Annotated in this window: 12 protein-coding genes; all 12 read left to right on the top strand. The window is 59.4% G+C overall.

Translation table 11 applies throughout. The features are described 5' to 3' along the window. Nucleotides 1-140: 140 nt before the first annotated feature. The 12 genes from ACOOE2_RS14380 to ACOOE2_RS14325 all read left to right on the top strand — a co-directional run bounded on the left by ACOOE2_RS14380 (nucleotide 141) and on the right by ACOOE2_RS14325 (nucleotide 11,888). Nucleotides 141-1,055, top strand: coding sequence for an NAD(P)/FAD-dependent oxidoreductase (locus tag ACOOE2_RS14380; RefSeq protein WP_420383672.1), 915 nt, complete (start codon nucleotides 141-143; stop codon nucleotides 1,053-1,055). Then, a complete protein-coding gene (locus ACOOE2_RS14375) occupies nucleotides 1,052-1,495 on the top strand; it encodes a DUF1810 domain-containing protein (RefSeq protein WP_420383671.1) in 444 nt (147 codons plus the stop codon). The genes ACOOE2_RS14380 and ACOOE2_RS14375 overlap by 4 nt, the downstream gene beginning before the upstream one ends. A gap of 8 nt (nucleotides 1,496-1,503) precedes the next feature. Further along, entirely contained in the window at nucleotides 1,504-2,355 is an 852-nt protein-coding gene (locus ACOOE2_RS14370) for an oxygenase MpaB family protein (RefSeq protein WP_420383670.1), read from the top strand. Between the two features lie 345 nt (nucleotides 2,356-2,700). After that, nucleotides 2,701-3,999, top strand: coding sequence for a tyrosine-type recombinase/integrase (locus ACOOE2_RS14365; protein WP_420383669.1), 1,299 nt, complete (start codon nucleotides 2,701-2,703; stop codon nucleotides 3,997-3,999). After that, a complete protein-coding gene (locus ACOOE2_RS14360) occupies nucleotides 3,992-5,101 on the top strand; it encodes a hypothetical protein (protein WP_420383668.1) in 1,110 nt (369 codons plus the stop codon). Before ACOOE2_RS14365 ends, ACOOE2_RS14360 begins: the two co-directional genes overlap by 8 nt. 285 nt (nucleotides 5,102-5,386) lie before the next feature. After that, a complete protein-coding gene (locus tag ACOOE2_RS14355; RefSeq protein ID WP_420383667.1) occupies nucleotides 5,387-6,046 on the top strand; it encodes a hypothetical protein in 660 nt (219 codons plus the stop codon). Beyond that, complete coding sequence (locus tag ACOOE2_RS14350) at nucleotides 6,043-6,309, top strand: hypothetical protein (RefSeq protein ID WP_420383666.1); 267 nt, start codon at nucleotides 6,043-6,045, stop codon at nucleotides 6,307-6,309. The genes ACOOE2_RS14355 and ACOOE2_RS14350 overlap by 4 nt, the downstream gene beginning before the upstream one ends. Before the next feature lie 25 nt (nucleotides 6,310-6,334). After that, nucleotides 6,335-6,712: a hypothetical protein gene (locus ACOOE2_RS14345; RefSeq protein WP_420383665.1), complete on the top strand. Its 378-nt coding sequence runs from the start codon at nucleotides 6,335-6,337 to the stop codon at nucleotides 6,710-6,712. A gap of 4 nt (nucleotides 6,713-6,716) precedes the next feature. Beyond that, complete coding sequence (locus tag ACOOE2_RS14340) at nucleotides 6,717-7,010, top strand: hypothetical protein (protein WP_420383664.1); 294 nt, start codon at nucleotides 6,717-6,719, stop codon at nucleotides 7,008-7,010. Nucleotides 7,011-7,027: 17 nt separating this feature from the next. Next, nucleotides 7,028-7,279: a hypothetical protein gene (locus ACOOE2_RS14335; protein ID WP_420383663.1), complete on the top strand. Its 252-nt coding sequence runs from the start codon at nucleotides 7,028-7,030 to the stop codon at nucleotides 7,277-7,279. A 69-nt stretch (nucleotides 7,280-7,348) separates the two neighbouring features. Further along, the gene (locus tag ACOOE2_RS14330) at nucleotides 7,349-9,829 is read left to right on the top strand and encodes a VapE domain-containing protein (protein WP_420383662.1); all 2,481 of its coding nucleotides are present in this window, start codon (nucleotides 7,349-7,351) and stop codon (nucleotides 9,827-9,829) included. A 760-nt stretch (nucleotides 9,830-10,589) separates the two neighbouring features. Continuing rightward, nucleotides 10,590-11,888, top strand: coding sequence for a helicase HerA-like domain-containing protein (locus ACOOE2_RS14325; RefSeq protein WP_420383661.1), 1,299 nt, complete (start codon nucleotides 10,590-10,592; stop codon nucleotides 11,886-11,888). Nucleotides 11,889-11,918 lie beyond the last annotated feature (30 nt).

Raw genomic sequence — 11,918 nt, 5'->3', positions numbered from 1 at the left:
ATGACGGCGCCGGCGTGGGCACAGGAACATTCGCCTTGGTGCAGGCATTGGTTGGACATGGCGCAAAACCCGACCGATGAGACGACAGCGCAGGGCCATGCCCTGCATCAGCGCGATTGTCTGCGCGGCGATGCATGCGCATGACCAAGCCGCTCGATTGCCTGGTCATCGGCGCCGGCCCGGCCGGGTTGACGGCGTCGATCTACCTGGCGCGCTGTCACCTGGCGATCCGGCTCGTCGATGCCGGACATAGCCGGGCCGCGCTGATCCCGCGCACGCGAAACCATGCCGGCTTTCCCGGCGGCATCGCCGGCACCGACCTGCTCGCGCGGATGCGGGAACAGGCGCAGGAATACGGCGTGGCCGTGCAGCATGGCACGGTCGACAGGCTGGTGAAAACCGGCGACCATTTCACCGCCGATGTCGGCGCCGAGACGTTGACCACCCGCACGGTCCTGCTGACGACCGGAGTGGTGAACAATCCGCCGCCGATGGACCAGGGTGATCACGACTCGGCGGTTTCGCGCGGACTGCTGCGGTATTGCCCGATCTGCGATGGCTACGAAGTGACCGACAAGCGTGTTGCAGTCATCGGCACGGGTGAGCGGGGCACGAACGAGGCGATCTACTTGCGCATGTATACCCGCGATGTGTCGTTGATCGCGCCTGCTGGCGCGCATGCGCTTGACGATGCGCAGCGCAGCCGCCTGGCTGAGGCTCATATCGCGATCATCGATGGGCCGTGCGGGCCGTTGCGGATGGGCGAGGCCACGATCCATGTGCCTCTGCCCGACGGCGAACTGGCATTCGACACCGCCTATCCCGCGATGGGCTCGGTCATCCGCTCGGACCTTGCCAAAATGGTCGCGGCCGAAATGACCGACGAAGGGTGCCTGCAGACCGACCAGCACCAGCGCACCACGATTGCGGGGCTGTATACCGCAGGCGACGTGGCCAAGGGGCTTGACCAGATCAGCCACGCGATGGGCGAGGCGAGCGTTGCCGCAGCGGCGATCCGGAACGATCTTGCCGCAATCACCCCGCTGTTCCGATGAGCGGCGCGGATTTGAAGAACGCAGACTGGAATCTCGAGCGCTTCGTCGATGCCCAGGCCGGCACGTACCGGACGGCGCTGGCCGAGATCGGGCAGGGCGCCAAGCGCAGCCACTGGATGTGGTTCATCTTTCCGCAGATCGCGGGTCTTGGATCGAGCGCCATGGCCCGCCGCTATGCGATCGCCTCGCTCGACGAAGCGCGCGCCTATCTGGCGCATCCGGTCCTGGGCCCGCGCCTGCGCGAATGTGTGGCCGCGTTGCAGGGGCTTGGCCAGACCAGCGCCGAGCGTGTCTTCGGTGGGATCGATGCGATCAAATTGCGGTCGTCGCTCACGCTGTTCGGCATGGCCGGCGGCGGCCCCGCCTTCGATGATGGGCTTGGCCGATGGTTTGGCGGGCAATCGGACGAGGCGACCTTGCGCCTGTTGCGCGAAGGGTGAAGCGGCCGATGGCACACGCCGGGCTGGCGCCGACCGCTGCGCTGCGCCATGCGCTGGCCGATGGGGTGCGCGCCGTGTTTCACGATCGCGCCGCGCAATCCGCGCCGATCGTGCGGTCGCCTGGCGCGCTGTTTGCGCCCGATTCGGTCATCTGGCGCGTGCATGGCGATGTCACGACGATGATGGTCGGCGGTATTTCCGCGCTGCTGATGCAGATGCTGCACCCGGCGGCGCTGGCCGGCATCTGGGATCATTCGACGTTTCGCGGCGACATGCTGGGCCGGTTGCGGCGAACGGCGCGTTTTATCGCGATGACGACGTATGCCAATGAAGCGGATGCGCTGGCTGCAGTGGCGCGCGTGCGCGACGTGCATGCGCGCGTGACCGGAACGATGCCCGATGGCACGGCCTATGGCGCCAATGACCCCCGTTTGCTGGCATGGGTGCATGTGACCGAAGCCACGAGCTTTCTCGACGCGTGGATCCGGTATGGCGAGCCGGACATGAGCCTGGCCGACCAGGACGCCTATTTCGCGCAATTTGCCGCGATCGCTCGCCTGCTCGGCGCGGATCCCGTGCCATCGACGCGCGCGCAGGCCGTGGCGCTGATCGCGCAGATGCGGCCGGAGCTGCGCGCGGACGAGCGAACACGCGAGGTGGCGCGGCTGGTCCTGCATCAGAGGCCGTACACTTTGGCCGCCGCGCCCGTGCAGGCGATGATCATGGCCGCCGCGGTCGACATTCTGCCGCGCTGGGCCAGCGACATGCATGGTCTTGGCGTCGTGCGCCTGTCCCGCCCGATCGCGCGCCTGTCGACAACGATGATCGCGCAGACCATTCGCTGGGCCTTTGCAAGCTGACGCAGTGTGTCCGGGGAACCCCGTTGGCGCATGAAAAAGCCGCCGGGGCCATCCTCGGCGGCTCTCGTGTTGGAAGGGTTGGCTGATTTCACACCTAAGTGCGTGAATAGATGGTCGGGGAGATAGGATTCGAACCTACGACCCTCTGGTCCCAAATCCGAAGACTGGTGCCCCTTAACGCCCTAAGTCACCCCACGCAACCCGTTGTGACCATTCAACTAGTTGTTGTGAATCAACAACCTATGACCGATTCCGCTTGCTGTAGGGATAAGTTGTCCTAGGCTACCTTTCGGCGCTTATGGCGACTCCTTGGCGACTCGCTGGCGACTCATGGGATGGTAGGGTATGGTCAAACTGACAAAGGAACTGGTCGAGGCGCTCTCCGCAGCCGACAAGCCGCAAGTCTATTTCGATGATGAAACGAAAGGCTTTGGCGTTCGCGTGACGCCCAACGGGCATAAGTCATTTGTGATTGAATATCGCCTGAGGGACGGGCCGCGGAGCGCAGCAAAGAAGCGGCTCAAGATTGGCTTGTGTGGGGTGCTGTCGGTTCGCGATGCCCGCAATCTCGCCAAGGTTAAATTGGCGACCGTCGTCGATGGGCGAGATCCGGCGTGCGAGGCACAGGCGCGACGCGAAGAGTCGACGATCGGGGAAGCCGCGGCAGAGTTTCGCGCGCTTCGAGAGAAGCTGAAAAAGGAAAAAACTCTCGCATCGGAGCGTGGCCTTTGGGAAAACTGGATATTGCCGCGCCTGGCCAAGAAGCGTCTTTCGGCCGTCACTACGCGTGACGTGGAATCTTTGCATCGATGGATGGGGATCGATAATGGCAAGCCCATCAGCGCGAACCGCGCCGCCGGTCTGTTGCGCAGCTTTTTCAATTGGGCTGAACGCCGCGGCGATTTCAAAGGATCAAACCCGGTCAAGGGGTTGGAATTCTTCCCCGAAAAGGGTCGCCAGCGCTATCTGAGCATGCCCGAAATTGACCGGTTGGCAGCGGCATTGCGGCTGGCAGAAACCAGCGGGATTCCCTGGAAGGAGCGTGCAGACTGGAAAAAGCACGCGGCCACGCAAGCCAACCGGGTATCGCGCGTTCATCCAAGCACTGTGGCCGCGATCCGCCTCTTAATCTTCACGGGTTTGCGCCTTCGCGAAGCACTTCACTTGACTTGGCGAGAGGTGGATTTTGACAAGGGTCTCCTCTGGCTTGCTGACTCGAAAACCGGCGCGAGGTCTGTAGTGCTGTCGGGCGCGTCTGTTGCGTTGTTGCAGGAGGTGCGGGCGCGATTGGCCGAAGCGCCTTTGCCGGAAGATGCGGTTTTTGCCGAAACCATACCTGAGCCAGGCGAAAACGGTCATCGACCGCCTGCTATGCCCCGAGCCGACCTCAAGAAGCCTTGGGCAGCCGCCACGCGCCAAGCCGGGTTGCCGGGTCTACGTTTGCATGATCTGCGGCATTCTCTGGCTTCGGTTGCAGTCCAATCGGGCCTGTCGCTTCCGACCATCGGCGGATTGCTCGGTCACACGAACCAAGCCACGACCCAACGCTACGCGCACTTGGACAACTCTTCTTTGCGGCGCGCCGCGGATCTGGTGGCAGGGCAGTTGGAATCGGCGATGAACGGAAGCCGCGCAAATGGGTGACCGTGGGCGCGATACCGAACCCTATGAGGTAATGATGGTTCCACCTCGCGGGGATGCTGCCCAATCCGTCATCGGCGCTGTCGGCGAACTTCTTGAACAATACGGCAATGAATTTGACCGGGCGCTTGCAGCCGAAATTGTCAGCGTCGGAGTCGACATCGCTGATTTAGCACGCCCTGGGCATAACCCTTGGCGCCGTTTGCTTGTTCAATCGGTATGGCGCAGCGTGGCCAACGATCTGGGGGGCCGTAAACCGCGCCTTCGCGAGCGGGACGGGTCGGGCAGATCCGAGCTCACGGAACGTCGCGACAATCTGTTCCTGCGTTACATGGCCTATCAAGAGCTTGAATCTGTTCAACATGCACGCCGCTTCAACACCTCCGCGGCCATCTCTGCATACATTGCTGATGTAGCTCAAGGACAAAGATGGGCGGTTCGCGACGCGCGCCGTGACGATTGTGACGCCGTTCCCGATGAATTTATTGATGCCAAAGGTTTAGCCTGGGAGGCAGAGAATAATACGAAGGCGATACGTTTAAAGGATGAAAAGGCACTTCGAGAAGCATGGGGCGAATATAAAAATCAAAAAAAACGCTTCTCGATTGAGGCCGATGTCAAAAAATGGGCGCGTTATTTTGCTACGGCGGGCGAATTAATAGACAGTCTTGAATGTCGCGCGCTTGAAATTGTCGAGCGGTCAGTTGTCGATGCGTCACCAAATAGAGACCTTGAAACCTATCGTATAATGAAAATTGTTCGCGGAGCTCATGCGGATATGGATGGGGCATTCGTATCAGTGGCGTCATCATTCACGGACAATGGTCCAGAAGGGGCACAACCGGTCACCGTGCCTAATTTGGAATGGATGCCCTATTTGCAAGCAATGGTCGCCGGACTCCCACTCTCAGGCTTGATCTTATGTGACGCTGTGCATCCCGTTGAGGGTCGATCGAGCCACCTCGCCAGACTGGAGGCGGCTGGCTTAATTGAGCCGCTTAATCATAATGTGCCAGAGGTTTTGCTAGCCACTTGGCAAGACGCACTTGCGCGAGCGCGGCCGTACTTGTTTTCCGATCAACGCTGGACCAGCCCCGCGACGTGACTCCAACCAATTTGGCCGCCCATTGACCAAATTGGTTGGACTGCACGACTCGCGAATCACCAGATAGATAATTGCCACCGACACAGCGGAGGCAGTTCAAATGGCTGATTTAACGACGACTCAGGCTGCGCAGCGCTGCAATTGTGCGGCGTCGCACCTGGAAAACCTCAGACTCAAGCACCCTGACCAATCACCACCTTGGTATCGCCTTGGGAAATTGGTGCGGTATCCAGAGCAGAAACTTGATGCGTGGATTGCATCGCGCTTGGAAGGCGGTGCAGCGGCATGACCGGCACCAGCGCCCATATCGCGGCAGCACAGGCAGCCGCCCGCAAGATCGGCGAACTGACCGGGCAACTCAACGCCAAGGTCAAGCGTCGCGCCACCATTGCGAACGAACAGGCTACCGCCCTTCGCACAATGGAAAAACTGAAGGCGCAGATCCAGGCTGACGGAGTAACCGCCATCCTGGCCGATATCCCCTACGATCCGCCAGCCGACTTGGCGCGCCAGTTGCGCAAGGCGACTGACAAATCGGCACCTTGCGGCGCTGCTTTGGCGCAACTCGATAGCGAAATTGCTGCACTGCGTTCCGATATCGGTTCTGCAACGCGAGCGCGGGCAATGTCGACTTTTGCCTTCTCGTCCGACGCGCAGCGCGGATGCGCAGACACCTTCAAGGGCAGCTTGGCTGCGCTCATCCCGCAACTCGCGGCGCTGGTTGCTATCGACACGTTTCGCGCACGCCACGCGGCGGGAGCTCTCGCTGGGGTGCCAGCTAGTGGGGCTCGCCCGTGGCAATCAACGGCCGTGGTAGCGAATTTTCTCAAAGCTCTGCCCGCGCAACTGCGACCGGACGCAATAACCCTCGAAGCGATTCAGCGGCTCGCGCTGAACCACGTCGAAACCCTTGAAGCAGAACTTACCAAGGAGAATGCGCAATGATTGAAACGACCCTGATTTTTGCCGAACACGAAATTCATACTCCCACAGGAGAATTTATCACGAGCGAAAATATAAATGCAGTGACGGGTGAGTTCGACTTGGTCGCTGTAAAACTTATTTTAGCGCCTGGCCGCATCCACGAGATCCCGAAATCTCTGGCCGATGAAATATTCGCGATGGCGGAAAAGCAGCAATACCCATGCGCACGCGCACTTGAAGAACGCGAATTGCTTTCGTGGCAGCAGTCGCGCGGGCAATTCTAAGGCCTGGCTTGAAAGGAACAATACCGTGGACAACCTCACAATCTCTATCATCGGCACAGCCGGCGCCGCCAGCCTCGTTGTATTGGAATCTCGCTGCGGCCCTTGCCAAGGCGAGTTTTATGCCGGGTCCGTTACCCTCTCGGCTAGCCCGGATAAAAGCGTCAGCATGCGCTATTTCGATCTGCCGAATGACCTTGGGAGCGCGTTTGCCTCAGGTGGACGCTATATCGCCCCAGGCGTTCTTGTCGGTCTGGGGACCATCGATCGCGCCAATCTTCGCGCTGACGGTCCTGGCGCGGGCATGTGGCAAGCCGCACGAGGCACTCCGGGGCTGCGAAATCGCCTGCCAGAACTGTCGGCGGGCTGGCTTGCTGCAATTCGCACGGCTGTGAAGGAGGGTTGAGGCGATGCAAGATGCCCTTCATGCCGTCGCAAACGCGCCCCATGGCAACCACGCTGCATTTCTTCAGTGGCGCCTGGGCAAGGACCACGGGATAAACTCCGCCGATCTGGCAGCCGCGTTCGGCATCTCGCAGAGCGACGCTCTCGCGATGCTTCAAGGCGATCGACCGGTGCCAGGCGAAATCATGGAGGCAGGTAAGGCTGCGTTGAATGCTTGGTATCGCGGCGGCTGCCAAGGGGACATCCGCCACCTTTTGCAAAGCGAAGCAGCAGGCCTTACCGCTGAGATGGGGGTTTAACCGTGCGCCGACGTCCGATGACCACCATTCAACGCCACATCTGGAAGCAAGCCCGAGCGTTGAAATCCATCATGACACGTCATTTTTGCAATTCACGCGAGCTAGGGGAAGCGACCCATTTTAGCGAAGGTGAAATCGACAAAATGCTCTGCGAAGATGACGAGCGCGTGCGCTGGTTCGCCGAGATGATGAAGCAAGCAGAAAGACGCCTGCAACGCCGTGAGGCTCAGACGTTTTTGATCGCAGCACGAATGCGCATCGAAGATTGAAAAAGTGCGCCGGGTCACTGGTGGGACAGTGACCCGGCGAGTCGATCTTCTATTGGATATCGGTGCAATATGACAAAAAACTCTGACGCGCCAGATTTATTGGTGCTCGAATCAGCGAAGCCATATCACGACCAAGGTTTTGCGCTCCATTTGCTTCACGAGAAGCAGAAGCGTCCGATCGAGGACGCTTGGGCATCGAAGCCGCGCGCGGGGTGGGACGATCTGCGCCGCGGTAACCGCGCTGGCCTGAACCTTGGCGTGCGCCTGGGTAAGCCGTCGAAGATCGGCGACCTGTATCTGCATGTCATCGACATGGATATCCGCAAGCCGGAACGCGCCACCGAGGCACACGCCGCGATCGCGGCTGCGTTGCCGGAATGGCGGAATCTGCCTTCAGTCATTTCCGGTTCCGGTGGTGAGGCTCGCCACATCTATTTTCTGTCCGATGCGCAGTTCACATCAAAGGTGTTCGCCCATAGCGCTGACAATTTCGTCGGCGCAGACGGAAAAACGCACTGGGTTTGGGAACTCGAACTTTTCGGCACGGGCAAGCAGGTCGTTTTCCCTGGCTCGATCCATCCCCATACCGGACTGCCGTATCGCTGGGAGCGCGAATTCGACTTTGACGATCTGGACATGGGGCTTGGTCCCTACGTGTCGTCGGAGGTTGTGCTCGGCTGGGCGCAGGAAAAGCCCGTCGCCGATCTGAACGAAGACTACGATCTGCTGCGCGAGGTGCTGGAAGGGCCGCTCGACGACTTCAGTTTGGCGCGCGGCAAGGAAGTGCTCTCCGTTTTCAAAGATTCCTGGTGGGACGATCGTGATAGCTGGCTACATGCTGGCATGGCCCTGCATCACCAGTTCGACGGTTCGGACGCTGCTTTTGACCTTTGGTGTGAGTTGTCGCAGGCTTCAACGAAGTTCGACAAGCGCGTGCAGCGGCAGCAATGGAAATCTCTGAAGGCTAAACTTGGCGGCATCACGATGCGCTCGATATTGCGTGAAGCTGCTGGGGAGGGCTTCAAGCAGTCGATCGGCGATGAGGCTGAGGATAGCCTTGATGACATGATCGGCGGTGAGCCGGCGCCAGCTACCCCATTCGCAGCGCCCGCACCGAAATACCTGGTCGCGCCGCTGCCGCATGACGAAGATTGGCGCGACCGTCTGGTTAAGGTGAACAAGGCGAAGAAAACCAAGGATGACCCTGAACCTGACCCGATCTGGGTGCTCACTCCTGGTTTGCAGAACACCCGCATCCTGATTCAGCACGATATTCGCCTGCGGGATACCTTCGCCTATAACGCCTTTGCCCAGTCCATCGTTTTGGTGCGCGATGCGCGTCGAAAAAAAGCGAAGAGCGGTCAGCCTTGCTACCAGCTTGAGGGATGCTCCTGGAAATTGGAGCATCGGCGCAACGGTGATATTTGGTCTGACAGTCGCGAGCACGATATTCGTGCGATGATCGAGACCCCGGAAAACCAAGGCGGATACGGGATGAAAATTGCCGATCGAGATTTGCACTCGGCAATCGACATTGTCGCGAACAAGCGTCGCTTCCATCCGGTTCAGGAATATATCAAAGCGCTGCCTTGGGACGGTGTGCCCCGCGCCGAAACGCTCTTTATCGATTTCCTGGGTTGCACGGACACGCCTTATCATCGCGAGATCTCGCGCCTCACGCTGCTCGCCGCGGTGACGCGCGTCTTCGAGCCTGGTCACAAATGGGACTATGTGCCGATCATCGAAGGCGCGCAGGGGAAGGGCAAGTCGACGTTCATCTCGATCCTGGCGCACAATTGGTTCAGCGAACTGGCGAACGATTTCACCGACGACAAGAAGATGGTCGAATCCATGAAGGGATCGTGGATTATCGAGATCGGCGAACTGTCGGGCTTCAGCAAACACGATAACGGGCTGATCAAGCAGTTCGTCACGCGTACCGAAGACAAGGTTCGCATGGCCTATGCCCATCACGTCAGCCATGTGAAACGCCAATGCATCTTCATCGGATCGACCAACGACCGCCGTTATTTGCGCGATGAAACCGGTAACCGCCGCTTCTGGCCGGTGGTGTCGAACCTACCTGGTCAGATCGACAATGTTCGCCTTCGTGCCGTGATCGGACTGGTCTGGGCCGAGGTGCTTGTCATGTATCAGAAGATGCGCGCAGAGCGTCCGGATGAATCGCCGCTGCCGCTATATCTGACAAATCCAGATGCAGCATTTGAAGCGGAAGAGCTTCAGGAAAGCCGCCGCGTCGAGACGGCCGACGATACGATGTTGGGTCAGGTGCAGCGGTGGCTTGATGAGCCGGTCAAGGGCGACGGTATGGATGAAGGCGGCGAGGCAGGGAGCCAGCGCAAGGTCACCTGCTTGCTCGAAATCGCGGTCGACTGCCTTGGAATTCCAGCCCCGGTTTATGTCGAGAAGCGGACGATGGCGCTTCAGTTGAGCAATGTTATGACGCGAGTTACCGATTGGCGATCTTCCGGCCGCAAACGATTTGAGGAATGGGGCCAGCAGCGGACTTACGAGCGTATAGCCGCATAGCAGCTATTTAATTGCGATTTTGCAACGGCTCGGGTCATTCCGGGCCGTTTTCGTGTGTTGAACTAAATCCCGTGGGACAGAGTGACAGAGGCAGTGACTGAGAAAAACCGGTCTGTCCCAGGCTAATCTATATAATACAACCTCATAGGTGATCTGTGACAAACGTGACGCAGATTCCGTACTACCTAGCCGTGGCGTGCGTTTTCTGGCGCGTCGGCTTTATGTCGAGTGGCTTTAGCCGGTCTTAGCTCTTTTATCCAAAATCTACTTAAATAGATATGTCTGTCACGTCTGTCACACGCGGCTCAAAGCTATGGATTTATAGGATAATTCTGTGACCGACAGCAAAAAGTCCGTCACAATGTCTGTCACGTCTGTCACAACAGCGAGAGAGCGTCTCCCGCCAGTCGCAAAAAACCTTTATTATTGCACTACTTAGCTACGATTTTGGCCGTGCGGACTGTCGCCAGAGCATCGCCCCAGTCAAATTTGAAAAACTGGTCCTTGGCTTCGATGGATGAGTTTGAAAAGGTGCCCACTTCCCGATCGGTGCGACCCGCCCAGCCAGCGTTTTAGCCAGTTAGGACCCTGAGCCAAATAGGGGGGTGATATAGTTAGATTTTATGGGTTTTCGCGAACTCGTATCCGGCTTTATTTGATGTCCGGTATTGTTTGCTAGTCTCTGCAAACCGCTATAAGCGCGTAACTGGTCGCGGCGATGCAGCGCTAAGGCGTTAAACTGCAACGTGACTACGGCTTAGTGTGGGTTGATTCGCCCAATAGCTGTCTCTCGCTTCCGGCTGACGGGATTCAAATGACCTACAACCTAGGCAAAACAGCAACCGGCCGCGCGGTATCCATCGCGCCACGGTTTGCAGCGCGTCATGGCTTGATCGCTGGCGCGACGGGCACGGGCAAGAGCTACACAATCGCGCGCCTGGTCGAACAAATGACGGGCGCGGGGATTCCGGTTTTTCTTTTCGACGTCAAAGGCGACTTATCGGGACTCGCCCGTTCGACGCCTTGCCGGTTTTTCGATCCGGCCGGGATAACTGGCGCCCGCTTTTCAATCCGCGCAGATGATCTAGGCGCGGATTCAATGGCGCGCGCATTGCAGCTATCGGACGCGCAAGCGGGCGCCCTGGAAATTCTCTATTCATGGGCGGCCGATAACCGCGCGCCAATGGGAAGCCTTGCCGATATGGGGCAAGCGCTGGCGCACCTAGACCGGCAACGCAAAGCGGTTGCGGGTCGCTATGGGCATATGACAGCGGCGAGCCTTGCCGTGCTCAAGCGCGCCTTGCTGCGCATCGAACGGGCGCCGTGCGCGCTATTCGGGCGCGATAGTTTCGACGTTGCTGGCATGATGAGTCAGCCTGGCGCCACAATTCTTGACGCGCGTCAGCTATATCAGGCGCCGACGTTGTATGGGGCGGCCGTGATCTATTTGCTGGACTCGCTATATGCGAGCCTGCCCGAAGTGGGGGACAGCGGCGCGCCGCGCCTGGCGCTTTTCCTTGACGAGTCGCACCTGATCTTTTCGGAATTGCCGCCTATGCTCTTGCAGCGGGTCGAACGCATTGTGCGGCTGATCAGGTCGAAAGGCGTTGCGATTTATTTCGCCAGCCAATCGCCGGCCGATATCCCGGCCCCGATCCTGGCGCAGCTGGGCAACCGGATTCAACACGGTTTGCGAGGCGCGACATTGCAGGATCTTCGCGCCATCCGCGCCGCGGCCGAAACAATGCCGGTCAATCCCGCGATCGATGCCGGCGCCGCGATCACGCGCCTAGGCGTAGGGCAAGCGCTAGTATCGACAATCGGCGCGGATGGAGTCCCTAGTCCGGTTGAGATTGTGCAGATTGCCCCGCCGCGCGCGTCGCTGGCGCCGATCGATGACGATACGCGCGCCTTGATGACTCCGCGCCTTGATGCGCGCTCAGTGGCGGCCCCGGGGGACAAAGCGACGCGTCAGGCGCGGCAAGTCATGGCGCTAGCGATTGTGCTGGTCATGTATGTGCTGCCTGGCGCAGCTCTGTTGTGGATGATTATGCGCTAGCCGTTCTGGCATGTGCGGCATTTGTCAGCC

It is taken from the genome of Novosphingobium sp. (assembly GCF_965214355.1).
In the GTDB taxonomy this organism is placed as follows: domain Bacteria; phylum Pseudomonadota; class Alphaproteobacteria; order Sphingomonadales; family Sphingomonadaceae; genus Novosphingobium.
This window is presented reverse-complemented; position numbering and strand designations above follow the sequence as displayed.

Coding starts and splice junctions, on each gene's coding strand:
- ACOOE2_RS14380 (WP_420383672.1), top strand. CDS start 141: ATGACCAAGCCGCTCGATTGCCTGGTCATCGGCGCCGGCCCGGCCGGG.
- ACOOE2_RS14375 (WP_420383671.1), top strand. CDS start 1,052: ATGAGCGGCGCGGATTTGAAGAACGCAGACTGGAATCTCGAGCGCTTC.
- ACOOE2_RS14370 (WP_420383670.1), top strand. CDS start 1,504: ATGGCACACGCCGGGCTGGCGCCGACCGCTGCGCTGCGCCATGCGCTG.
- ACOOE2_RS14365 (WP_420383669.1), top strand. CDS start 2,701: ATGGTCAAACTGACAAAGGAACTGGTCGAGGCGCTCTCCGCAGCCGAC.
- ACOOE2_RS14360 (WP_420383668.1), top strand. CDS start 3,992: ATGGGTGACCGTGGGCGCGATACCGAACCCTATGAGGTAATGATGGTT.
- ACOOE2_RS14355 (WP_420383667.1), top strand. CDS start 5,387: ATGACCGGCACCAGCGCCCATATCGCGGCAGCACAGGCAGCCGCCCGC.
- ACOOE2_RS14350 (WP_420383666.1), top strand. CDS start 6,043: ATGATTGAAACGACCCTGATTTTTGCCGAACACGAAATTCATACTCCC.
- ACOOE2_RS14340 (WP_420383664.1), top strand. CDS start 6,717: ATGCAAGATGCCCTTCATGCCGTCGCAAACGCGCCCCATGGCAACCAC.
- ACOOE2_RS14335 (WP_420383663.1), top strand. CDS start 7,028: ATGACCACCATTCAACGCCACATCTGGAAGCAAGCCCGAGCGTTGAAA.
- ACOOE2_RS14330 (WP_420383662.1), top strand. CDS start 7,349: ATGACAAAAAACTCTGACGCGCCAGATTTATTGGTGCTCGAATCAGCG.